Raw genomic sequence first — 26,256 nt, forward strand, 5'->3', positions numbered from 1 at the left:
GCAGGAAATGGGTCTAGCATTTCCTGCGTGTAATTACCTTGTTAGAACAGAGATAATTATTAACTAATATCAAGAGAACAAATTTATGAAAAATTATCTGATGTTTCTTGTGAATAAACATGAGAAATTGCAAAAATTATGGCGTATGTCAAAGTGGACATTTTTATTTGTTTTTCTTGGGATGATGAATACCTATGGGGTGGCTTATTCCCAGAATAAACAGCAGGTTACGATCTCTATGCAGGATGTTTTTTTGAAGGATATTCTGTGGGCTATTGAAAGGCAAACAACATTCGTGTTCATGTATCATGAAGCAGATTTGGATAAGGTGGGAAAAGTGAATGTTGAAGCTAAAGCATCCTCGGTAGAGGAGATATTGAACACGTGTTTGAAGGGGACAGGATTGACTTATGTTATTCAAGATCACGTTATTGTTTTGAAGCCTGTGAAGGACGAAGAGAAAAGAAAAGAGATCCGGATTGTTGGTAAGGTTACAGACCGGGAGAAAATGGCTTTGCCCGGTGTGACGGTCATGGTTAAAGGAACCAACGTGGGAACGGCCACGAATTCGGAGGGAAAGTATGTTTTAACATTGCCAGAAATGAAAGATATTGCGTTAATCTTTTCGTTTGTGGGAATGGAGTCTCGGGAGATAAAATATGTGGGAAAAGATACAATTAATGTTATTTTGCAAGAGGATAAGGTACGTGTGGACGAAGTGGTGGTTACCGGATATGCTAACGTGCAGAAATCAAGTTTTACCGGGAATGCGACAACCGTAACGAAAGAGGATTTGCTTAAAGTAAATAATAAAAGCGTGATCGCGGCGTTGCAATATTTTGATCCTTCTTTTCGTATTAAAGAAAATACATTGTGGGGGTCTGATCCGAATGCTTTACCCGAGTTCAATATTCGTGGGGAATCGAGTATTGGTATGAATAAGGGGCTAGACGTGGAGCAGGCTAAGCAAGTTCAACGAACAAATTTAACCGATAACCCTAATTTACCGATTTTTATATTAGATGGTTTTGAAGTTTCTGTTCAGAAGATATATGATATGGACATGAATCGGATTGAAAGTATGACGATTCTAAAGGATGCGGCGGCAACGGCCATGTATGGGTCACGGGCGGCTAATGGGGTCGTTGTTGTTACCACGGTTGCTCCTAAACCCGGGGAGTTGAGGATTACGTATAATTTTAACGGAGGTGCGGAGTTCCCGGATTTATCCGATTATAATTTGTGTAATGCGGCTGAAAAGTTGGAATTGGAAAAGTGGGCAGGAGTGTATACCTCGGAAACTCCGAGTATGCAGATTACGAAGAATATTGAATATCAGAATAAATTGGCAAATGTTTTGCGTGGTGTCGATACGGATTGGTTAGCCAAGCCTTTGAGAAATGTTTTTAATCATAAACATAGTTTGAATTTGCAGGGAGGGGTGGAAAGTATCCGGTATAGCTTGGATTTGAATTACGATAGTAATAACGGAGTGATGATCGGATCGCATCGGAGTCGTGCTGGTGCTAGTTTAACGATTGATTTTCGTCATCGTTCTTGGTTGCAGATAATGAATACTTTAAGTTATTCTTCAACGCGCTCGGAAGATTCTCCCTACGGGAGTTTTAGTACTTATGCGAAATTGCAGCCTTATAATGCTATTTATGACGAAGATGGTAATTTGCTGGATCGTTTGGTCGATAAAACGATTAATCCTTTGTGGAAGGTCAAGAATTTAGAGAGCTATACGGGTAAGGCGCATTTGAATGATTTGACCGAGAATTTGAACGTGAATCTCTTTTTATTGAAAGGATTGCAGTTTAAAGGACAGTTCAGTATTACTAAAACAGAGAATAAATCAGAATCATTTGTTGATCCGAAAGATCCAACTTTCGAAAATTCGACGTTAAGGGATAAAGGTTCGCTTAGTCTATCTCGTGCAGATAATTATTCATGGAATGTAAATGCAATGCTTTATTATAATAATCAATTGAATAATCATTATATTAATGCTGTTGCCGGGGTGAATGTACAAGAATCCCGGGGTGAAAGTAGTTCCATGAAGTTTAGGGGATTCCAATTGGGTTCCCTGCATTCTTCGGCCTATGCTGCCAAACAAGAAAATAAGACGAATGTGTCTTCAACTGAAAGTCGATTGATCGGTTTTCTGGCATCTTTAAATTATACTTATAATAATATATATCTTTTGGATGCTTCTTTCCGTTTGGATGGTTCTTCTCAGTTTGGTTCCGATAAACGTTTTGCTCCTTTCTGGTCCGTGGGGGTTGGAATTAACGTTCATAATTATGAATGGTTAAAAGATAACTGGTTACTTAGTAGTCTACGTGTACGGGGATCTTATGGTAGTACGGGGAAGGTGAATTTCCCTTCTTACACGGCGGTAACCACTTACGCGACGGATGTTGATAGCTGGTATTATACGGGTTCGGCTTCGAGTCTGAAGTATTTGGGAAATCCTAGATTGACCTGGGAAACAACGAATACGTTGGATGTCGGTTTTTCTTTAGGTTTTTTGAATGATTTGTTTTATCTCGAAGCTAGTTATTATCATAAGGAGACGAGAGATTTAATTGATGAAGTTTCAATCCGGTCATCTTCAGGTTTTACTTCTTATCAGACAAATAATGGGGCAATCGTTAATAAAGGATTTGAAATTCAGTTAAATACAACGGTATATAGAGATAAGGATTGGATGGTGACCGTAAATGCGAATCTAGGTGCAAATAAGAATGAAATCACTGAGTTGGGTGAGGACATTCAGGCGTATAATAAGAAATTGAATGACAATTACGATGCTGCTTGGCCGGATTATGTTGATTTGCAAACTACGCCGTTGATTCAATATTATGTGGGGGCTTCAACCTCTGCAATATATGCTGTACGATCAGCAGGTATTGATCCATCTAACGGGAAAGAGAAGTTTATCAAAAAAGGTGGGACCTCAACTTATACATGGAGTGCTAATGACCAGGTAGTGGTTGGCGATAATAACCCGAGTGCTCAAGGATCTTTGGGATTAAATCTTAGTTTCCGGGGATTTTATTTGAATGCTTCTTTTATGTATCAATGGGGAGCTCAAACCTACAATTCTACTTTATTGAATAAAGTGGAGAATGCCAGGGTGGCAAGTGAGAATGTGGATCGGCGTCTTATTTCTGAACGTTGGAAAAAACCAGGAGATGTAGCCCCGTTTTATGATTTGAAAAATACGACGACAACGAAACCGACATCTCGTTTCGTGCAAGATTATAATTATTTTAATTTCACGGGATTATCGTGCGGGTATGATTTTAATCAGAAGTTAATCAGTCGCTGGAGATTGAAATCATTGGGTTTGCGTTTTAATATGAATGATTTATGTCGTTGGTCAACGGTAAAAGAAGAAAGGGGAACCAACTATCCTTATTCTAAAAATTATAGTTTTACATTATCCTTAGGTTTTTAATAAAAAATAGGTGTATTATGAATATCTGTTCTAAAATAATTGTGATTTTTTGTTGCGTCGGGTTATGTGCTTGTGCGGATTGGTTGGATTTAAAACCGGAAACGGATGCGACGGAAACGGATGTATTTAGCACGGGGGAAGGTTATCGTTCCGTGTTAAACGGGCTATATAAGTCTATGGGAAGTGGAAGTCTGTATGGGATAGAGTTGGGCTTTGGTATCGTAGATTGTATGTCTCAGCAGTATGATTTAGAGAAAATGACTGCGATGTCTTTGAATGATCCATATATTGCAGCGGGAGCTTACAAGTACACGGATGTTTCATTAATTCCGGTGCTTGAAGGTATTTGGAAGTCGGCTTTTAATGTGATAGCAAATGCTAATAATTTAATACAAAATATCCAAGACGAGTCGCCCGATCTTTTTCAGTTGAAAGAGCGGGAGAAGAGCGTGATTTTGGGGGAAGCGTATGCTTGTCGGGCATTGATGCATTTTGACATGTTACGTTTGTTTGCTCCAGCTCCCGTGAATGATGATGGGAAATCATATGTTCCTTACGTGGAGAAATATCCTGACATACAAGCAGATGCAATCGCTGTAAAACCTTTTTTAAATAAGGTTATTGCGGACTTGGAGTATGCGCGGGAGTTGGTTGCCGTTTACGATACCACGGATGTGGGAATTGCAGCAAGTGCAACGGGAGAAAAACGTTTTTATGCGGAAGGATTTTTTAACGGTAGGGGATACCGGTTAAGTTATTACTCTATTTCAGCATTGTTGGCTAGAGTGTATCAATATGCCGACCGTCACGAGGATGCTTTCCGTTTGGCCGAAGAGGTGATGAAGTTTGAATTAAAAGGTAAATCTTTTTATGGCGACGTGAATTTTAACGGAGTGATGCCTAGTACGTTTGAAGCAAAGACGGATTTAAAAATTGTGTCTAATTTGATTTTTGCAGTTTATAATGAGAAGCAATACACGGATAATAAATTGACTACTTTTTTTAAAAAAGAAAATGATAGTGATAATAAGACTTGGTTGGTTGTAAATTCTGAAAAACAGGAATTGTTTTATAATTCACAAGGTGATGATGAGTCAAATTTGGATTATCGTTCAAAGTATATGATTTATCTTGCGGGCGGTCAGTTTCCTGTATCTGGGAAATGGTATTGTAGTGATGACGAGTTGATCCGTGAACGTAATGTTACGATATTGCCTGTGATTCGGGCAACGGAGATGCAATATATTATGGCAGAGTATTATGCACGTGAGCAAAATTATGTGGAAGCTTATCGTATTTTAAATGAAATTCGTTCCGATCGCGGATGTGTCGTGACAATTGACGGTGGTGCGAGCTGGGATGGTTTTGTGAAGGAATTGATTTTGGATGCTCGTCGAGAGTGGATATCCGAGGGACAGTTGTTTTATTTGTATAAGCGTCTGAATGCAGATATTGAATTTAATCGGGCAGAATCAAGACCATTGAAGAGGGAGGAGTATTTGGTCCCGGTTCCGGCAGATCAATTTTTATAATTATTTTATTTGTAGAGTAATATGAAAACAAATTTTACTATAGCACTTTTGTGGATATGTTGTTTAACGGCTTGCCAGAGTAAGGATACTTTGATATTTCAGGATGAGCATGAAATATGTTTTGATAAGTTTTATGTAGATGCGATGTATCCGGGAACAGAATCAGCCGATTCGACATTGGTTTCGTTTTTCTTTTTTGCCGATAATGTGTTAGAGTTGCCAGCAGAATTGAAGGTGAATTTGTCTGGATTCAAATTGATGAGTGATTTGGAATTCGGCTTGCGGGTAGTGGAAGAGGAAACTACGGCTTTGCCGGATGAATATATGATAGATGAAAAGTATATTTTTCATGCGAATGCCATGAGCGAGGATTCGATACAGTATCAAGATGTTATTCGAGTGGTGATGCGTCGGAGTGAACGTATGAAAACTTTGGAGAAAGGCGTGCGGTTGGTGGTCGAATTGGTCCCGAATGATAGAATACAGCTGGGACAGGTGGAACGTATTCGGGCGAAAATTATTGCGACGACGGTGCAAACTCAACCTGTTTGGTGGACATCAGAAGTGGAGAATGAATTGTTGGGAGTTTATTCGCAGAAGAAGTATAAATTATTTTTGGAAAATGTGGATAGAAATGCAGAGTTTAATGGGGATTTGATCAAGAATAGTCCGGATCAAGCGATTAAGAAGGCATTGGAATTCAAAAAATGGTTGAGTGAACAGGAGCCTGCTATTAGAGAAGATGATGGTTCTTTGATGGTTGTAAATGTTTAATTTGAAAATGGGAAATCATGAAAAATAATATATTTCTGTTGTTGTTATTCGGAATGTTGCTTTTTGTCGGATGTTTCGAAGATGAAGGAAATTACGATTACAAAAAAGTTGAGGGGCCGACTTGGTTGATTAACACGGAAACGGAGCCGATTCGAGTGACTTGTAGTCAAGGGGAAACGGTGAAGTTCAGAGGGCATGATTATTTTGTTTGGAAAGAGGATTCGGCAAGAATGGAAGATAAGGTTCGTTATGAATGGAAATTAAACGATATCGTGATTGGTGATAAAGCAGATTTCGATATGCCAACGGATACCCTTATCAAGATGTTAGGGATAACAGAGTTTAGTGAGAATGGATTATATGGGTCTTTTAGTGTAATAGATCGGGCAAGTGAAGTGAATTATATGGCAAAGATGCTTATTACAATCCGTTCCCGTTATTCCAAGGGGGATTGGTTAGTATTGACGGAGCAAGGGGGAAATACAGTGTGCTCGTTTGTGAAGAACAAAAAGGAGATGATTAATGGAACTTTGGTTACTTCTTTTGTACTGGAAGAAAATTTGTATGAACGGTTGAACGGGTCTTCTATTCCTGGTAAACCGTTGATGATGGTAAAATCTCCTTCTACGAATATCAGTCCGTTGGGAGCGACAACGATTATTACGGATCAGGTTGCTTACGTGATCAGTAATGAAAGCTTGCTGAAAGTTAGTGAATTGAAGGATGAGTTTTTGGATGGAACCCCAGCGAATTTTCAGGTTGTTAGTCGACGGGATGCTGATCATTATACTTTTGTTGCCACGAAGGATGGACGGGTATTTCGAAGAGTTATGTCAGAGAATTTTTTGGGGGGAAAGTTTTTGACGGAGCCCTATTATATCGATAATAAAGGGTATGAAATTGTTGAATTTGGTTTGGGCCGGGTCGGTAAAACAACGATTCCTTGTTATGACCGGAAGAATAGACGTGTGATTGTTATTTCTTTTACAAGGGAAATGGTTATTGATTGGGATGGTAGTAGGCCTATTATTAGCTATGCTGATATGCATAAATTTAATCCCGTTTACCCGGTGGCAGGAGGGAAATTGGATCATATTGCTCCTGTTTGGGCGATGCCGGAAGGGACTGAGGTTTTGTTACTTTGTGAGACGGATCGGGTGATCATGTTCCCCTCGACTACATCAATGATGTTTAGTATTTATTATAATGATAAAGATGGTCAGACTTGGATGTCTGATTTTGTTGTCAGTCCTAAAACTGGTGCTTGTATAGAATATGGTCAAACGTTTGTGAAGCCTTTCCCGGGAGGAAATTTGGACAAGGATGCAGTGATTTTAACTAGTGCACTTTCAAAAGCGAATTGGGTTATTTATTCAAAAGGAGAAGAGGTTTGTTGCATTGATAGAAGTTTGAATGATGAGATTATTCCTCTTTTAAAGGCACCTTCTAAAGTTACTTATATGGGTTATACAACGAACAATACGGCTGCTGATGAATACAAAAAATTGGTGATTGGTTGTGAAAATGGGGAGCTTTTGTTCTATGATATAGCTAATATTAGGGCACCTAAATTGATTAATGAGTACAAATTAAATGGGAAGGTGGTAACCTGTAAAGAGATTGGGATTTTTTACGGGATGGTAGACGCTTATTAATTTAACACGAGATTATATATGGATAATTCTATTCTAAAAGTAGAAAATTTATCACATCGTTACAGTTTGCAGTGGGCGATTCGGAAAATTAGTTTTGAGATTACTCAGAATGGTATTTATGGATTGCTCGGGTCTAACGGGGCCGGAAAATCAACGATGATGAATATTATGTGTGGAGTCTTGAGTCAGACAGAAGGGAACGTTTATATTCAAGGTGTTGATATCCGAGAAGATCCGGTAGAAGCAAAAAAGCACTTGGGGTTTCTTCCCCAAGTGCCACCGTTGCATCCGGAATTGACCGTGGAGGAGTATCTACAATACTGTGCAGATTTGAGATATATTCCTGATTCGGAAGTTAAAAAGGCTGTCGGAGAGGTAATGGAACGTTGCGGCATTGGGCATTTCAGGAAAAGATTGATTCGCAATCTTTCGGGGGGATATCAACAACGAGTAGGGATTGCGCAGGCGATCATTCATAATCCCTCTTTTGTTGTGTTGGACGAGCCGACCAATGGGCTTGATCCTAATCAGATTTTGGAGATTCGGCATTTGATTAAAGAGATCGCGAACGAACGTACGGTGATTCTTTCTACGCATATCCTTTCTGAAGTTCAGGCAACTTGTGATTATATTCGTATGATTGAACAGGGAAATTTGGTATTTTCCGGATCGATAGATGAATTTGATCATTACATTACTCCGAATTCACTGGTAGTTCTTTTAAAAAATGGGCCTACTTTAGATGAACTATTGCAATTACCGGGAGTGCTTGGGGGAGAAATGTTGAGAGAAAATAGTTATAGGCTTAGATATTCAGGTGTTGAAGAGGTTACAAGATGTTTAGTCGAGATGAGTGTTGCTAAGGGATGGGATCTGATGGAGATTTATCCAGAAAAAAGTTCGTTAAATACGATTTTTGCTGAATTGTCAAAGAATAATTAAAGTCAATTTAAAAAATGAAGATGATATATAAAATCGCAAGAACAGAGTTAAGAACTCTGTTTTATTCTCCTATTGCCTGGTTGATTCTGATTATTTTTACTTTTCAGACAGGGATGTTTTTTGCAGGGACAATAGAAGGACTGGCTCGTAATGAATTTCTTGGATATGGAAATCGAATGCTCACGATGGAGGTTTTTGGTGGGTATTATGGGTTATTCTTAACTGTACAGCAGTATTTATATCTTTATATTCCGTTACTGACGATGGGGTTGATGAGTCGAGAATTTGGAAGTGGTTCGATAAAACTACTTTATTCTTCTCCAGTAACAAATACTCAAATTGTATTGGGAAAGTATTTGGCAATGCTGATTTACGGTTTGGTGTTAATGTTCGTATTGGTGATTTACTCGATATGTGGATGTATCGTGATAGAAAATGTTGATGTCGGGGTTATTTTAACAGGTTTATTAGGCGTGTATTTATTATTATGTGCTTATGCGGCTATCGGTTTGTTTATGTCTAGTTTGACTTCTTATCAAATCGTTGCGGCCGTTGGTACATTAGGCGTGTTGGCCTGTTTGACTTACGTGAGTCGGTTATGGCAATCCATTGAATTTGTCCGAGATTTGACTTACTGGTTGGGACTTACGGGGCGTATTCAAGGATTTCTTAGTGCTTTAATCTCAAGTGAGGATGTTTTATATTTTGTAATTGTAATTGTGTTGTTTTTAGTAATGACGATTATTCGGATGCTCTCAAGGCGTCGGAAAGTTGTTGCTATTGTTACTGTGGGGAGATATTTGGGAGTCTGGGGTGTTGCGTTGTTATTGGGGTATTTATCTTCTTGTCCTGTGTTGAAAAAATATTGGGATATGTCTGAAGATGAATCAAATACTTTGACAAAAGGAAGCCGCGAGATCGTTGAAGCAATGAATGGGGGACTGACTATAACTACTTATGTAAATATGTTCGATTCGTATTATCGTTATATGTTACCTCATAGTATAAACCATGATTTACGTCGTATGGAAAAATATACACGTTTTAAACCGGAAATAAAAATGAAATACGTGTATTATTACGCTAATCCGGATACGGCTTCTTTAAAGAAACGTTTTCCAGGGGCGACTGTTGAGGAGTGCGTTGAAAAAATTTGTGAGATAGAAAAAATGAATCCTCGGAAAGTTTTATCTCCCGAGGAAATAAAAAAGCAGATCGATTTATCTGGTGAAAATTACCGTTTAGTTCGTTTGGTAGAGCGGGAGAACGGTCAAAAAATATTCTTACGTGTGTTTGAGGATAATATGCTTTTCCCGACAGAGGCGGAGATTTCGGCTGCATTTAAACGTTTGATTATGCCTTTACCCAAAGTTGGTTTTTTGGTAGGACATGGTGAGCGAGATATGACCCGAATGCGGGAAATGGATTATAGTGTTTTTTCTCGGAACCTTTATTTCAGGTATGCTTTGATAAATCAGGGATTTGATTGTGATACGGTGTCTTTGAAACATGAGATTCCTGCCGATGTTAATATTTTGTGTATCGCAGATATGCGTGTTGCTCTTTCGGAGGAAGAAAATGCTAATTTGCATCGGTATATTGAGCGAGGAGGAAATCTGATTATTTGTGGAGAGACTGGTAGACAAGAAATTATGAATCCTGTCGTAGAGAATTTCGGGGTAAGGTTTATGCCGGGACGTTTGGTACGTCCGAGCGAGAATCGTTTGGCTGATTTGATATTGGCTAGTCCGACGAAAGAGAGCGTGAAAATGTCGTATCATTTGGGGAAAATGTTAAGATATCGAGAAAAACTGGTGATGCCTGGAACTGTTGCGTTGGAACAAGTCGCGGACAAAGGTTTTAAAGTTACTACGTGGTTCGTTAGTGACACTATCGGAGGGTGGAATGAGTTGGAACAAACTGATTTTACTGATATGGATGTTCCGGTTATTTTGAATGTTCAGCAAGGCGAAACGGAAAAGGCTTATCCTACGGTACTGGCGCTTTCTCGTCAACATGGCGACAGGGAACAGAAAATTATTATATTCGGGGATGCGGATTGTATCAGTAACGGAGAATTGAGTCGGAATAGGAGTAATATGGGCGGATCGAATTACACGATTATTCAAGGTGCCTTTTTCTGGTTATCAGATGGAGAGGTCCCTATAGATATGCGTCGCCCGGTTCCAACAGATAATAAGTTGAAGGTGAGTAGGCAAGGGGTTACATTCATAAATATCTTGTTTTTAGGTGGTCTCCCCGGAATATTGTTGTTGTGGTATCTTTTTATTTGGTTGAGAAGAAGAGGGCGATAAAAAAGTAAGACTATTTTGTTGATGCGTTACAAACAATTACAAAGATAATTTCTTTGCAATTGTTTGTAACGCATACTCTTATTGGTTTAATGGTTTGTTTGTATTTATAAGGAATCTTGAATAAAAGTGGAGATTTGTATTTGGTGGGACGTTGTTTATTTGTGGAGAATCGTTTATCTTTGTGATAAATCCTATGGAAGTGAAAATGAACGATTCGGGACAAGATTTTATTCAACGTATAAACGTGAAAGAGGAGGAGGCTTTTCATGATTTGTTCACGAGATTCCGGAGTTATCTTGTGTTGTTTGCTATGCGGCGGGTGGAGCAGTTGGAGGTGGCAGAGGATATCGTGCAAGAAACTTTTATTACCGTGTGGGAAAGTAAGAAAACCTATAATTCTTACCAGGGATTTAAAGCGTATTTGTACGAGCTGGTGCAGAATAAATGTACGAATTATTTGAAACATAGGGCCGTCGAAGATAAGTATGTTTCTTACGTGAAGGTTACGGAAGAGGAGGTTGATGGAGATTATGATCTGATGCAAGAGGAGATTTACCGGGAGTTGTATATCGCAATCCGGGAGTTACCGGGAAAATGTCGAAGAGTTTTTGAATTGCATCTGGAGGGAAAGAAAAATGACGAGATCGCGAAAATATTGGGGATCTCCGTGTTGACGGTGAAATCGCACAAACAAAATGCCATTCATTTTTTAAAGGAGCGGGTGGGAAATTTGTTCCTTTTATTCGTGTATATGAATGAATTATGATTTTTAGGATAAAATAATCGGTTTTTTTTTACTACTTTTTTTTGTTCTTGTTGTATATGATGTAAAATAAATGAAACGTCATGGAATTATACGATGAGAATATTGCTCGATTGATACGATGTTCGTTAGTAGGAGAACTCTCGGAAAAAGAGAGGCTCGATTTGGAGGTATGGCGGAACGAGTCTGAAGAGCATGATCTGTTATTTAAAAAAATACAAAAGGAAGTACGAGCTTCGGTTGAAGGGCCCGTGTTTTGTACGTTGGATGACGAGAAGGCGTGGCGGGAATTTAAAGTGTCCGTACGGGCAAGGAAGAGGCGTGTTCTGATCCGGAAGGTGTTGAGGTACGCGGCTGTGCTTGTGTTGCCTTTGGTGGTAGCTGCAGTTTTTTTGTTTTTAGAGGAGGGGAAGCAGACTCCGGTAGGCTCTGGTCCGGCAACAACGATTACTCCGGGTGGAGCACGTGCGGTGTTGATTTCTTCTGACGGAAAGATTCATGAGTTGGATGAAGGGCTAGAGCGGCGGGTGATTGAAGTGGAGAAGGGTGTTATGGTAAAAGATGGTGGTGGTAAAATAGTGTATGATTCATTGGCAGGCTTGGATCGGGAGGTAACATTAGCGATGAATACACTAAAAATTCCCCGGGGTGGGGAGTTTAAATTAACCTTGGCGGATGGTACAAATGTTTATTTGAATTCGGCTTCGGAGTTGAAATATCCGGTACGATTTGGCGGGAAAGAACGGCGAGTGTATTTATCAGGGGAAGCTTATTTCGAGGTGGCGAAAGATGCGGAATGCCCTTTTTACGTGGTGACAGAGGAGGTGCAGATTCGGGTATATGGAACTGAGTTTAATGTAAACACGCATCATGCGGAGAAGGTTCAAACCGTGTTGGTTAACGGTAAAATTGGAATAAAAAAGCAGAATGCGGTTGAAGAGATCATGATGAAACCGGGGGAGTTGGCTAGTTTTGACCGGAAAGAGGGGACTATTGGAGTGACAGGGGTGGATGTCCGGCAATATGTGGTTTGGAAAGATGGATATTTTGCTTTTGAGAACGAGACTTTGGAGCAGATATTGGAGACGCTTTCTTTGTGGTATGATGTGGATGTGTTTTTCCAATCCGATTCTGCCAAAGGTTTGCTTTTCACCGGGTTTATGAAACGATATGATGATATTTCGGAAATTTTAAGTGCAATTACAGATGTAGTAGGTGTTAGCTTTACGATAAACGGAAAAACGATAATAGTATCTAAATAAAAAAACGGAAAGGGTTGGAGCCTTCCCGTTGAACCATACTAAAATCAACAAGCTTTTGTTGGAGAAAGGCTTATTGAATGTTTAACTGTTCTAATTTACAAATGTATGAAAAAAAAACAATTATGCTCTCGATTTTATCGAGGGTATGTTAAAAAACTTTTGATGCTTATGAAATTGTGTCTTTTGTTAATTTGTTGTTTTACATTGACACTTTCAGCTAGCTCGTTTGCACAGCAAGAGCGGGTTAGTTTCGATTTAAAAAATGTGTCTGTGAAAGTCGTGTTGGATGAAATTCAAAAACAAACAAATCTATGTTTCATTTTTAATCCGAATCAGACGGAACAATTAGGGAAATTGTCATTGCGGGTGAAGAATGAAACCGTAGAGGAGGTTTTAAATCGTGTGTTGAAGGATACGGATTTGACTTTTAAGTTTAAGAATGATCTGATCATGATCGTGCCTAAAGGTGAGGTGAAAGACGATGAGACGAAGAAAAATCTGCGTATTGTCGGTTTGGTGACGGATAATAAGAAAACTCCTTTACCGGGTGTTACGGTGATTGTGAAGGGGTTGACAATCGGGACCGCGACGGATGCGAACGGGAGATATTCTTTATCATTGCCCAAAATGGAGAAATTATCCTTGCTTTTCTCTTTTGTCGGGATGAAAACCAAGGAAGTAGCATACGTGGGTAAAGATACGATCAATGTGGTTATGCAAGAGGATTCGGAGACGTTGGATGATGTTATAGTCACCGGTTACGCCACGATTGATCGCGGTAGCTATGTCGGGGCCGTGACTCAAATACGTGCGGAAGATATACAGGTAGCCGGGGAGGCAACTATTGATCAAATGTTGCAAGGTTGGGTGCCGGGGATGTCTGTTATAAACAAGACGGGAAAAGTAGGAGGTTCTCCCAAGATTCGAATCCGTGGAACTTCGACTTTGTTAGGTAATCAGGAGCCGCTTTGGGTGGTAGATGGGGTGATTCAGTCGGATCCTCTTCCGATCCCGGATGATGCGAGTCCTCTTTCTGCCGAGATGGACGGGTTGCGTGAAACGGCTAGTAATGCGATCTCTTGGCTTAATCCCGCGGATATCGAGACGATTACGGTGTTGAAAGATGCTTCTGCCACGGCAATTTACGGAACGAAAGCGACAAACGGGGTGATCGTGATAACCACGAAAAAGGCAAAAGGCGATGGTTTGAATATTTCGTACAGCGGTAATTTTAGCGTGGGAATGAAACCTGCGTATCGGTTGTATGATATGATGAATTCTCAGGAACATATGAGATTCTCTCAAGAGTTATGGGAGGATCGGGACAGTTATAATCAGAATATCTTGCCTGTCGGTTATGCCGGTTTGATTCAGAAATTGCATAAAAAAGAGATTACCCGTCAGCAATTTGAGCAGGAATATCGGAAGATGGAAAAAATGAATACCGATTGGTTTGATATATTGTTTCAAAATAGTTTTAGTCATGCACATAATATTAGCATGTCAGCTCAAGGAGAAAAAGTATCAAGCCGTTTTTCGGTAGGAGTGAACAGCACTCGGGGCGAGGCGAAAGGAAATAATATGTTATCATTGACGGCAAATTCCAATACCACATTCCGATTAGATAAGCGTTTAATTGTTGATCTTCAATTAAATGGTAGTTATCGTGAAACCGAGGATTTCGCCTTCGGGGTAAGTCCTTACGAGTATGCCATGAATACTGCCCGTGATATTCCGGCTTACAATGAAGATGGTACGTTGTATTATTACGAGAAGGCCGGGACGATGAGTTATTCTATCCCTAACAAGGTTTCGTATAATTATAATATTTTGAACGAGCGGGATAATTCGGGTACAGAGACTGATGGTACGAATTTGCAGGCCGCTTTAAATCTTAGATTGAACTTGTTGAAAGATCTTGAATTTCAGACAACAGCTTCTTACGCTATTGCCACGAATAAAATTAAGTCGTGGGCAACGGAGGCTACTCACTATATAGCTCAGATACGCGGTTACGAGGTGGGAGAGGTTTTACCGAATTCTGCGGAACAATATGCTAGTGTACTCCCGTTCGGAGGTTTGTTGCAATCGGAATACGCCCAGACAAAGAATTATTCTTTTAGAAGTAGTTTGGTGTATAATAAAATGTTTAACGAGGATCATCGTCTTACGTTGAATCTGGGATTTCAGGTTAATTCCGTGAGTCAGGAGGGAAATGCAAGTCTTCGATACGGCTATCTTTACTACCGGGGAGAAAAGTTTGCCACGGTCCCCACGGAAATAACGGCAGCCAACGGTTTGCATAAGAATTCAAGGGATCTTCATGATGAAATGCGTGCGGGAACCACGATCACGACGACGAAAAATAATACAGTCAGTGAATATTTCACGGCCGTGTATGGTTATAAGGAACGTTACGTGTTGAATTTCAATGCCCGGCTGGATGCTTCCAATCGTTTCGGACAGGATGAAAATAAGAAATTTAATCCCAGTTTATCAATCGGGGTGAAATGGCGGATAGGTAACGAGCCTTTTATGGCCTGGGCTTCTTCATGGTATGATATGTTTGATATTTCGTTTTCTTACGGTTGGCGAGGGAATGCCGTGGAGGCCGTTTCTCCTTACCTGATTGCTAAAGATGGCGGGTTGAATAAGTATTTCCAGCAGTATACGCTCCAGATGGTTTCCTTGCCTTATCCTGATTTAGGATGGGAAAAGACCGAGGACTGGAATTTGGGCGTGGATTTTTCATTCTTAAATGGAAGAATAAGTGCCGGGTTCAGTTGCTACAATAAAATTAGTCATGTGTTGGCCTCTCGGGAGGTGCCTATTGAAAATGGTGTGGCAAATGCTTATATTGATGGGACAACAATGAAGAATAGCGGGTATGAATTGGCCGTTAGTGTAACCCCGGTTAGAACGAAAGATTTTTCTTGGTCACTTTCTTTTAACACGAGTAAGGTGAGAAATACGATCCGAAATAATGAACGGGAAAATACTCGGGAGGATTACATCAATGGGACAGCGATTGTGAGCGGGGAGAAGTACGGAACGTTTTACGGGTATGCGTTTAATGGATTGGATCCGACTAACGGAAGGCCGACATTCAAGAATATGGATATTGATGTAACGGAGAATGATTTGGATTATTTAGTGAAAATCGGTTGTTCAGAACCGGATATTTCAGGAGGTCTTAATACCTCTTTGCGTTACAAGAGGTTGTTTTTGCGTGCAAGCTTTGCCATGTCCTTCGGGGCGCAGACTCGTCTCCCCGATTTCTTTGCCACGGCAGGGGCTCCGAGGCCGGAACAAAATGCTCCGCGTTATTTGTTTAAGCGCTGGCGTAAACCCGGAGATGAAAAGAATACGAATATCCCTTCTATTCCTGTAGGGAATCCTAATGAGATGAATATTCAATTGCCTGTTGAAGGGTATGTCGCCGTTAGTCCTTACACGATGTATAATCAATCGGATTTAAGGGTTGCGGATGCTGATTTTATCCGGTGTAGAACGATATCCTTGCAGTATGACCTGCCTGATGTTTGGGTAAATAAAATAGGTGTTAGACGGGCTTCCGTGAACGCCAGTCTTTCTAATCCTTTCTTTATTGCTTTTGATAAAGCATGGAAAGGCCGTGATCCTGAAACAGCAAACTGGCCTGCTCGTCGGACTGTTTCTTGCTCGCTGACTCTTAATTTTTAATTGAACGGATAATTATTAGAATGATGAAAAACAAGATATTTATTTTAGGAGCTATTGCGGGATCGTTTATGTTAGGGTCTTGTGGAAGTTTTTTGGAGGAAGAATCACAGAGTGAAGTGATCCCGAAAACGACATCGGATTTTTCCGAGCTATTATTGGGTACAGGGTATCCTGACGAATCTGCTCCGAATATTTCTTTTATATCCTTGATGGATGATGATTGTGCCCATTTCTTGACCTACGCAAGTCCGTGGGATCCGGAGGGAACGGTTGGAACTTCTAATGCTATAACCCAATTCCCGATATATTCGTGGCAGTCGACTCTTGCCGATTACGACGGTTATAATAGTGCGATTAATGAAACGGCAAGTTCGACCGTGTATGCCCAATTTTATTCAAAGATATTGGGGTGTAATGCCGTGCTGGATTATATCGACGAGGCCATAGGGACCCAGGATGATCGGGATCGAGTGAAAGCGGAAGCTTTGGCTGTAAGAGCGTTATTGTATTTCCAACTGGTGAATATTTACGGGGAACCCTACAATCATAATAAGGAAGCTTTGGGTGTTCCGGTTAGATTGATTGCCGATTTGACAGAGAAACAGATAGAACGTTCCACGGTCGGTTATGTTTACGAAGAGGTGATCCTGAAAGATTTGTTGGAGGCGGCCCGTTTGATGGAGTCTCTTCCGGTGATGCGCAAGAATTACCGGATAAATCAACCGGCTATTCACATCTTGCTTTCCCGAGTTTATTTGTATATGGAGGATTATAAAGCATGTATTGCCGAGGTCGAGAAGGCCGAGAAACAAGGGATTGAATTATTGAATATGGTGAATAATTTGGATGCTATTTTAACCGAAAACGGTTATGCTCCGATTTCTTACAATAATCCTGAGGTTGAATGGTTCTTTGGACCGAGTGCGGTTGCGAATCACTGGGAATATCAACCGGGAACCGCACCTGCATTCCGGGTTTTATGGGATCAGGTGAATGACCAGCGTTTTCTGGCCTATGGTCTTGAAGTTGTAGATGAGGCCAATACGGTGTATTTGAGAAAACCTATGGGTGGTTTGCAATTGGGACAATCTATTCGTTCGGCAGAAGCATTTTTGAATCGTATGGAAGCTTATGCTCTTTCCGGAGAGGAGGGGTTGGCATTAGCCGAGTTGAATGCATTCCGGAAAGCTCGAATTATCGGTTACACGGATGTAAGCCTGAGCGGGCAGACTCTTTTGGATGAGATCCGGTTGGAGCGTCGGAAAGAACTTTGTTTTGAGGGACATCGTTGGTTTGACTTGCGTCGTCAAGGAATGCCGGAAATCAAACATACTTACAAGGCTGAAAAGGGTGGAGCCGTATATGAATACGTTTTGAAACAGGGTGATCCCATGTATACCATACCGTTCCCGAATAGTGTCGTGTTACAAAATAGAGCTCTTGTTCAAAACTCGTCACGGGAAATGGGGGAGAGACAAGGTGAGATAAAGTAAAATAGAATACTATGAAGAAGATAATATTTATTATAGTTTGTCTGTGGGGATTAGGTGTATCTTGTAGTGAAGATACGAAAATCGGAACTCCGGATGAAATCCTACCGGACTATGTGTTACCACAAGGCGATGCTTCGGATGAAGCTAATGATAGAATACAAGATATTTATGATACTTATGGTGCTTACGTGCTTTATAATTACTCATCTAAGGATGCGTTTTGGACGCAAACGGCAGTGGGTGGTAGTGCGCAAATATACGTGATCAAGTTAGGCGAAACCCGGTATGTTGACGAGATGCTTGATTATATTCATGACATCTGGTTGCAATTCTTCCCGGATGAATTTTTGAAAAAAGGAGGAATTCCTTACCGGGTTTTTTTAGCCGATTCAATCTATTGGGATCGTTCGGCCATATCCCCGGGATGGTACACGTGTTATAACCAGAGAATTAATGGAAATTCTGTTTCAATTGCCGGTATGAATAAAGATTTGTCCGGAATGAGTGCGAGTATTAAAAAAGCAAGAAAGAACGAGTTGATCTCAGCGATGTGGGATTATTATATTGCTCAGGGCTTGTTGAATGTTCCGGATGAATTTTATAAAGATACAGACTATGAGAAAATTCCTGCTCTTCCGTCGGGTGGCGAGGAGGCTTTAGAAGCTTATCGGAAAAGAGGTTTTCTTCCCTCGGCTTATTATGGTGAAACACCGAGTGAATGGTTCTGGGGAGATTATGCCTGGACCCAAGCGAAAGAGAATGATCTGAAATCTTTTATGTTCCATTTGAGGGAAAGGACGGATGCAGAGGTCGCTTGGTTCTTGAATAATCCGAAATACGAGCTAATCCAGAAAAAGTGGAATATTTTAATAGACTATTATAAAAAGGAGTTTGGTATTGACATTCGGAAAATAGGTAATACGACTTTTGAATAAATCACTGTATATAAAATTGTTTGTAGAGTATGAGAAAGAAACTTGTTTATGTTCTTTTTGCTTGCCTGGCCATGGTTAACATGGCTTTAGGCCAGCAAAATGAATCTCGTTTGGTTTTGAACCCGGAAGTTCCTATTGTTGGTCAGGATTTGGAATTGACTTATGACCCGAAAGGAGGCCCGTTAGATGGAAGAACCGATTTGGTCGGGATCGTGTATATGTATAATTTTTATCGTTGGGAGATGGGTGATGTGCGATTAAAACAAGAAGGTGATCTTTGGAAGGGAACTTTTGAAGTGCCGGATAATTGTGCTTTTATCGCTTTTAAATTTCAATCCTCCTTCACCTTGCAGCCGGATTCCACGGATAATAATAATGATAAAGGGTTTATGTTTATTCCCCAAGATGTTGCGGGAGAATATTTGCCGGGTCGATACCTTGCTTGGGGAATATTTCGTATGCCTTCATTAGGGGCGGAAATTGGAAATTATTTTTCTGGGAATTATAAAGAAATTTCTAACGAAGCGGCAATGATGTGGACAGATCAAGAGACGAAGCGTTATCCTCAATACGGACGGCATTTTTTTAGTACGATGAAATCTGTGTTGAGAAAGATGTATGGCGATAATAGTCTTCCCGGGATTGCTCATCTGTTGAAGGTTATGGAAAGCCAGCCTGACTTGACGGAGAATGAATACGAGGAGATTAGCACGACTTATCGTGTTGATTTGAAAAATAAAGTCAAGGCGGATAGTATTGATCAGGTGATTCTTAAATTGTTCCCGCGGGGGGGATTGGCTCGTTTTAATCGGTCTTTCGAGTTAAACAGTTTGCCCGAAAAACAATATTTTGCTGCCGCAGATCAATTTAGAAAGGATTTCCCGATAGAGGCTTGGAGGAAAAATCCGAACCCAAGAGGATTCGTGTATAATAATTTTTATCGGGAGTTGGCCACGAGGTATTACAAGTCTGGTAACTACAAGAAACTGGAAGAGATTTTGCCCGAAATGGATATGGTGTGGATCAATGATGTGTATCGAAAAAGCGTGGAATTTGCTATTCGGAAAACTCCCACGCCGCCGGAAACTTATATTGATATATCCAAGAAGTTTATAGATCAGATGATATCCAAGGTCGGAGATGGTTCCTATATGCAGACGATAGCAGCTTCTCCCCGACAAGCCGAGGAGCTTGCTCGCTTGTGGTTGAATTATTATCTTTGTGTACATGCCCAGGTTGCAGAGAAATGTGGCCGTTATCAAGAAGTCGTGGATGTGATGAATTTGATAGATGAGAATCAACGGTATGCTTCTTACCCGGCTGGCAATGAAGCGTATGTTGTGAGTTTGGAAAAGCTGGGACGTGCAGATGAAGCTTTCGAGGCAATGAAAGGAGTGGCAAGTGCCGGACAGATGACGCCGGAGATCTATGACAAGCTAAGGGAGCATTATGCCGTATTGAAAGATAAGCCGGCAACTTTTGAAGCATGGATTGCGTCTTTGAAACCTAAACATGAAGTTGAAAAAATAAAGAATCAACTTCGGGCTGAAATGGTGAATGTGCCTTTTGAACCTTTTGTTTTGGAATCACATCTGGGAGGAAAGGTGAAATCGGCTAAGTTTAAAAAGGATGAAATTGTCGTTATTGATTTCTGGGCGTTGTGGTGTGCTCCTTGTATTGCTGCTTTAGACGGGATGCAGATGGCCGTGGACCTTTATGCCAATGACCCGACGGTGAAATTCTATTTTGTAATTACGCAGGATGAACCTAACAAGGAGAAGATTGATGCTTTGTGGAAAAAGAATAACTTCCGGAATATGGAGGTCCTTTATGATGCGAATCCTAAAGGTAAGAATTCTCGGAATGTTGTGTATAAGTCAATGTTCCCGGGAACTTCGGGTATTCCTCAAAAGGCTATTCTTAAAAATGGGTATATTCGTTACCGGGCAGAAGGATATGGTGGGAGTCCCAGTGGTTTGATGGATGAAATTTCTTACGTTATCGAGATTCTTAAAGAGGAGGATAATCATGTTAAGAAGTAGTTTTATAATCCTGTTGCTCGTGGGAGCGGCAGGATTTTTTTGCTCTTGTGGCAACCGTAATGATTATTCGATTACCGGGAATTTACCGACTCGTTATGACGGGTGTCGTGTTCGGTTAGCTCCTGCTGCATTTTATTTTTCTGAGGAAAAGGCTTGCCCCGTGGATAGCGTGGAAATCAAAAACGGTCAATTCCGGTTTCGTGGGACTATTCAAGAGCCGACGGTCCATATGGTGACGATTGATGGGGTGAATGATTATAAGATCCCGGATCTAACTGCCATGACGGTGATTGTTGAACCCGGTGATATCAAGATGGTTTACGATACCATGGGAATTACTTTGTCGGGAACTCCCGTGAATGAGAGTTACATGGTGACGATCGGAATGGCGCAGCGGGAAACGGTGCGTCAACGTCAAATTCTGTTGCGGGAGCGGGATAGTGTAAAATGTTTGCCGGGATGCGAGAATAACGATGTGGATACTTATTACAATCAGAAAAGTAGCTTGATTTTCAAGGAAAACGTTGTTCCGGCTGCAGAAAAATTTGTTCGGGAATATGCGGGAACGAGTGTCGGGGATTTCTTTTTCTTTCGTTGCTGTGCGAAAGAGTTGTATAGTCAAGAATTTGTAGATGCCGTTTATCCGACAATCCGACCGGAAATTCGGGAGCAATACGAGACTTTTAACCGGGCTCGACAGGAAAAACAGGCATATTTTGCGAATGCGCAAAAAGCCACGACAGTAGGGATGCCTTATCGGGAAATTGTGGCTTGTATGCGTGACGGTAAAGAGATTCGTTTGTCGGATTATGTCGGTAAAAACAAGCTTATTTTATTGGATTTTTGGGCATCGTGGTGTATTCCTTGTATTCAGGAAGTCCCTTTGTTGAAAGAATTGCAGGAAAAATATGAAAGTAAAGGATTGCTAGTAATAGGAGTATCTGTTGATTCTGACCGGAAGAAATGGGAGGAGGCTCTTGACAAGCATGAGCCGGCAGGTATTCAAATTTCCGAGTTAAAAGGTTGGGAAAGTGTTTCTCGTATTAATTACGGGGTTCAGGCGATACCGTTTACGGTATTGATTGATTCTTCCGGTAAAATCCTTGCTCGCAATCCACATGGTCCGCTCTTGAAAGAGGTTATTGAGAAATATTTTCTTTCTAACCGACCCAAATAGGCTTTTTGTGTGAACCAAACAGTTTTTTCTGCACGATGTGGTAAGCGATTAGAACAGCGACACCCGTGACAATCCATGAAATCGGGTAAACGATCATTAAGGCATCAAAACTTGGAAACAGGGGACAGATCAAGTATATCCATAGCAGTCGTAGAATGCACGTGCCGAAGACGGTAAGAATGGCCGGGAGCATGGAGTAGCCCAATCCCCGAAGGGCAGCCCCGGCTATTTCATAGGAGCAGGCGATACATTGTGTCAGCAGGACAATGTTCATTCGGAGCGCCGCATAGTGAAATACTTCTGGGTTCGATGTAAAAAAGCTGATTGAAAGATGTTTTTGCCACACGAATAATACGTTTAGAGTCCCGCAGCAAACAATACTGAGGAACATGGTTTGGCGAAATATCTTTTTGCAGCGATCAATTTGTCCGGCTCCGTAATTCTGACTGATGAAAGTTACGGCGGCCTGGCTGAATGCACTGACCACGAAATAACAATAATACTCGTAAGTGAGTGCTGCGGCGGAACCGGCAATGGCGGCAGAACCAAATCGGTTAATGGCTGCTTGAATGAAAATATTAGCAATGGAGAATACCATACCTTGGATACCTGCAGGAACGCCTATCTGGAGAACTTTCCGTAATTCGGGGCGGGTGATCTGAAGACATTTGATATCAAGTTTGAATGGTCCCTTTTCATGTAGGAGAATGTATATTACCATAACCGCGCAGCACATGTTGGCGATGACCGTGGCAATGGCAACTCCCGCAACGCTCATTTTGAATACAATGACTAGTAGAAGATTTAGTATTGTGTTGATGATTCCTGCTATGACGAGACAATAAAGCGGGCGTTTCGTGTCCCCCATACTGCGGAGAATGCTGGCTCCGAAGTTATAAGCCATGAAAAAAGGCATCCCGAGAAAGTATATGCGAAGATACAGAACAGCTAGATCTATAACATCATCAGGCGTGTCCATGGCTTTTAATATGGGGCGTGCAACGAGTAATCCGACAACGAGTAGTAGTAATCCGCTTATTAGTGCGATGACAGAAACGGTATGTATCGCGTTTTTTATTCCTTGTTGATCTTTTTGGCCGATATAGTTTGCGATTACGACATTTGCCCCGACTGAAATACCGACAAACAGATTAATCATCAGGCTAATGACAGAGGAATTGCTTCCCACGGCAGCTAAGGCTTGAGCGCTGGCAAATTTCCCGACAACCGCGATATCTATTGAATTAAACAGTTGTTGCAAGATGCTGCTTGCCGCCAGTGGTAGTGAAAATAACAGAATTTTGTTCAGTAGACTGCCATGTAACATATCCATACGGACGGCGCTTTGTGATGATTTGTCTTGGGTATGCGTGTTCATATTTTCATGAAAATTTTACGGCACAAAAGTACAGGAACGACTCAACAATGGTATATACAAATTACTTTTTGTTTTACCAATTTTACGGGGAAGGTCACAAAAAATCCGCCCCAAATTTTGGGGCGGATTCTTTATATTGACTTGCTATATTATTAGCAGTGTCCTTGAGCGCACATAGCCTCAGCAACTTTGATAAAGCCACCGATGTTAGCACCCTTAACATAGTTGATCTTGTTACCTTCTTTACCGAATTTAACGCAAGTATCGTGGATGTCTTTCATGATCTGAGACAATTTAGCGTCTACTTCTTCAGCAGTCCAGCTATATCTCATTGAGTTTTGGCTCATTTCAAGACCAGAAACGGCAACACCACCGGCGTTAGCTGCTTTACCCGGAGCGAAAGTAATGTGCTCGTTCAAGTAGTTAACAGCTTCTGCGGTACAACCCATGTTAGAAGTTTCAACTACCATTTGGCAACCGTTAGCAACCAATTTCTTAGCATCTTCTTCGTTCAACTCGTTTTGGATAGCGCAAGGGAATGCGATGTCGCATTTAACTTCCCACGGTTTAGCTTTCGGGAAGAATTTAGCACCGAATTTCTCAGCGTAAGGAGCTACAACGTCGTTGTTGCTAGCACGCAATTCCAACATGTAGTCTACACCTTCTTGAGTTAAACCTTTTTCGTCATAGATGTATCCGTCAGGTCCAGAGATGGTAACTAATTTAGCACCCAATTGAACTAATTTCTGAGCGGCACCCCAAGCTACGTTACCGAAACCAGAGATAGCTACAGTCTTACCGGCGATTTTTTCACCTTTTTCAGCCAACATGTGTTGTGCGAAATATACGGTACCGTAACCGGTAGCTTCCGGACGTACTCTTGAACCACCGAATTCGCGGTTCTTTCCGGTTAATACACCGGTGAATTCGTTACGGATTCTCTTGTATTGTCCGAACAAGAAACCGATTTCACGAGCACCAACACCGATATCACCAGCAGGAACGTCAGTGTTCGGTCCGATATGTTTGCAAAGCTCGGTCATGAAGCTTTGGCAGAAACGCATAACTTCGTTATCAGATTTTCCTTTCGGGTTGAAGTCAGAACCTCCTTTACCACCACCCATAGGCAGAGTAGTCAAAGAGTTTTTGAAAGTTTGTTCGAAACCTAAGAATTTCAAACCACCAAGGGTTACTGACGGGTGGAAACGTAAACCTCCCTTGTACGGTCCGATAGCACTGTTGAATTGTACTCTATAACCGCGGTTGATTTGTACTTCACCTTTATCATCGATCCAAGGCACTCTGAACATGATTACTCTCTCAGGTTCAACCATTTTCTCAAGGATTTTGTTAGCCTTGTATTTCGGGTTTGCCTGGTAGGTATCCCATACAGTTTCAATCACTTCTTGAACTGCTTGGTGGAATTCAGTTTCACCCACAGTCTTAGCCTTTAAGGCATCCATGAATTCTTTAATCTCTGCTTTCATTTGAATATTGTTTAAGTAAAAACTTTAAAAAAACATTTTCATTGACTTGAATTGTAAAAATTCGGTTCAAAGGTATGCTTTTGTTTATGATTCCAAAAATTTTTCGAGTTATTTTTTGGTAGGTGCAAACGTTATAATAGTTTAAAATTTCAATTGCAATTCATGAAGCGCTATGAATCTGTAATAAAACTGGTTAAATAAGTGCATAACATTTACCGGGTAGTTGCATAACAACGCCTTCCAATTCCATTTTTAACAGGAGGACAGAGAGATCATGAACAGGAATCCGGGTGAGCTGGTGCAACTGGTCAATATTTTGTTCGCCCGTTCGGGTCAAAGTCTCTTTGAGTAATGTTTCATCATCGGATTCCGGAAATAAATCTAATGAAGTTTGATATGGAGAGGTTGGTAAGGGGGCCCAGTTAAGAATTTTGAGTATATCAGCCACGTTTTCGACGAGAGCGGCAATGTTTTGCTTGATCAGGAGATTGCATCCGGCCGAGTTGGTATCTTCCGGTCGTCCCGGAATGGCCATGACTTCGCGGCTATACGAGAGGGCTTGTCGGGCGGTAGCCATGGCGCCTCCTTTTACCGGGGATTCGGCAACGAGAACAGCCTCGCTCATCCCGGCCACGATACGATTCCGTTGGAGAAAGTTCGTGGGTAATATTTGCGCGCATGTCGGGAATTCTGAAAGTAACGTTCCTCCTTGCTCTACAATTTTCTCGGCAATATTTTTGTGAGAAGCGGGATAAATCATGTGTAGGCCATGTCCCAGAACGGCTTGGGCTTTGAGCGTGTAATGAATACATGCCGAATGTGCGGCGATGTCAATCCCGTAAGCGAGCCCGCTGATGATATTCGGGCGGTAACCCATTTCCGCGATTTCCCGGAGGAATGTATCTACTCGTTTCTTTCCTAATTCCGTGGCTTTTCGGGTTCCCACGATGGCTATATTTTTAGCGTCCGTGTTCTCTAGTGTACCTTTATAGAATAACACGAGTGGGGCATCAGCGCAGAATTTTAGGAGGCGGGGATAGTTCGGATCTTCGATTCCACATGTTTGAATATGGTGTTTCTCCATAACCTTCAATTCCTGTTCTGCCATTTTCAACCACCGGGAACGTTCTGGCTGAATGTTTGTTAGGTTGTTTTCCCTGAAGAGTGCTTCGATGTTTGCATCTGTTTCCTGAAAAAATCCGGCGATACCACCGCATTGTTGGAACAATGGAGTATAAAGTGCATTGTTTAGCCGGGGTGCCATGGTAAGGGCTACTTGTGTCAGAATCGCATTTTCAGAATTCATACGCCGAAGGATTTAATGAATTGTAAC

At 41.2% G+C, this 26,256-nt stretch carries 16 protein-coding genes; 13 read left to right on the forward strand and 3 right to left on the reverse strand.

Annotated features, from left to right (window positions below; translation table 11 throughout):
* The first annotated feature begins 145 nt into the window (after nt 1-145).
* The 13 genes from DWW52_RS12275 to DWW52_RS12335 all read left to right on the forward strand — a co-directional run bounded on the left by DWW52_RS12275 (nt 146) and on the right by DWW52_RS12335 (nt 22,058).
* Nucleotides 146-3,466 carry a SusC/RagA family TonB-linked outer membrane protein gene (locus DWW52_RS12275; protein WP_233556879.1) on the forward strand — a complete coding sequence of 1,107 codons (3,321 nt, stop codon included), beginning with the start codon at nt 146-148 and terminating at the stop codon, nt 3,464-3,466.
* A 17-nt stretch (nt 3,467-3,483) separates the two neighbouring features.
* Nucleotides 3,484-4,998, forward strand: coding sequence for a RagB/SusD family nutrient uptake outer membrane protein (locus tag DWW52_RS12280; protein WP_118715810.1), 1,515 nt, complete (start codon nt 3,484-3,486; stop codon nt 4,996-4,998).
* 21 nt (nt 4,999-5,019) lie between these two features.
* Complete coding sequence (locus DWW52_RS12285; protein ID WP_118715811.1) at nt 5,020-5,772, forward strand: DUF4843 domain-containing protein; 753 nt, start codon at nt 5,020-5,022, stop codon at nt 5,770-5,772.
* A gap of 17 nt (nt 5,773-5,789) precedes the next feature.
* On the forward strand, nt 5,790-7,427 hold the full coding sequence (locus DWW52_RS12290; RefSeq protein WP_118715812.1) for a PKD-like family lipoprotein: 1,638 nt from the start codon (nt 5,790-5,792) through the stop codon (nt 7,425-7,427).
* Between the two features lie 18 nt (nt 7,428-7,445).
* Nucleotides 7,446-8,369, forward strand: coding sequence for an ABC transporter ATP-binding protein (locus DWW52_RS12295; RefSeq protein ID WP_118715813.1), 924 nt, complete (start codon nt 7,446-7,448; stop codon nt 8,367-8,369).
* 20 nt (nt 8,370-8,389) lie between these two features.
* On the forward strand, nt 8,390-10,684 hold the full coding sequence (locus tag DWW52_RS12300) for a Gldg family protein (RefSeq protein ID WP_370449518.1): 2,295 nt from the start codon (nt 8,390-8,392) through the stop codon (nt 10,682-10,684).
* 193 nt (nt 10,685-10,877) lie between these two features.
* On the forward strand, nt 10,878-11,450 hold the full coding sequence (locus tag DWW52_RS12305; protein ID WP_118715815.1) for an RNA polymerase sigma-70 factor: 573 nt from the start codon (nt 10,878-10,880) through the stop codon (nt 11,448-11,450).
* Between the two features lie 80 nt (nt 11,451-11,530).
* Entirely contained in the window at nt 11,531-12,709 is a 1,179-nt protein-coding gene (locus DWW52_RS12310; RefSeq protein WP_118715816.1) for a FecR family protein, read from the forward strand.
* 168 nt (nt 12,710-12,877) lie between these two features.
* On the forward strand, nt 12,878-16,411 hold the full coding sequence (locus DWW52_RS12315; RefSeq protein WP_118715958.1) for a SusC/RagA family TonB-linked outer membrane protein: 3,534 nt from the start codon (nt 12,878-12,880) through the stop codon (nt 16,409-16,411).
* 23 nt (nt 16,412-16,434) lie between these two features.
* The gene (locus DWW52_RS12320) at nt 16,435-17,904 is read left to right on the forward strand and encodes a RagB/SusD family nutrient uptake outer membrane protein (protein ID WP_158582583.1); all 1,470 of its coding nucleotides are present in this window, start codon (nt 16,435-16,437) and stop codon (nt 17,902-17,904) included.
* A gap of 11 nt (nt 17,905-17,915) precedes the next feature.
* A complete protein-coding gene (locus DWW52_RS12325) occupies nt 17,916-18,839 on the forward strand; it encodes a hypothetical protein (protein ID WP_118715818.1) in 924 nt (307 codons plus the stop codon).
* Nucleotides 18,840-18,868: 29 nt separating this feature from the next.
* A complete protein-coding gene (locus tag DWW52_RS12330) occupies nt 18,869-20,881 on the forward strand; it encodes a redoxin domain-containing protein (protein ID WP_118715819.1) in 2,013 nt (670 codons plus the stop codon).
* Nucleotides 20,868-22,058, forward strand: a complete 1,191-nt coding sequence (locus DWW52_RS12335) for a TlpA disulfide reductase family protein (protein ID WP_158582584.1) — start codon at nt 20,868-20,870, stop codon at nt 22,056-22,058. Before DWW52_RS12330 ends, DWW52_RS12335 begins: the two co-directional genes overlap by 14 nt.
* Here the strand turns inward: DWW52_RS12335 and DWW52_RS12340 are convergent.
* From DWW52_RS12340 to dprA, 3 genes are all read right to left on the reverse strand, one after another.
* The gene (locus DWW52_RS12340) at nt 22,042-23,385 is read right to left on the reverse strand and encodes an MATE family efflux transporter (protein ID WP_233556881.1); all 1,344 of its coding nucleotides are present in this window, start codon (nt 23,383-23,385) and stop codon (nt 22,042-22,044) included. The two genes, DWW52_RS12335 and DWW52_RS12340, sit on opposite strands and share 17 nt — an antisense overlap.
* 203 nt (nt 23,386-23,588) lie before the next feature.
* Nucleotides 23,589-24,923, reverse strand: coding sequence for an NADP-specific glutamate dehydrogenase (gene gdhA / locus DWW52_RS12345; RefSeq protein ID WP_118715822.1), 1,335 nt, complete (start codon nt 24,921-24,923; stop codon nt 23,589-23,591).
* A 193-nt stretch (nt 24,924-25,116) separates the two neighbouring features.
* Nucleotides 25,117-26,229 (reverse strand): DNA-processing protein DprA, encoded by a 1,113-nt coding sequence (gene dprA / locus DWW52_RS12350; protein WP_118715823.1) that lies wholly within the window; start codon nt 26,227-26,229, stop codon nt 25,117-25,119.
* Nucleotides 26,230-26,256: the final 27 nt, after the last annotated feature.

This window comes from Odoribacter sp. AF15-53 (assembly GCF_003479425.1).
Taxonomy (GTDB): Bacteria; Bacteroidota; Bacteroidia; order Bacteroidales; family Marinifilaceae; genus Butyricimonas.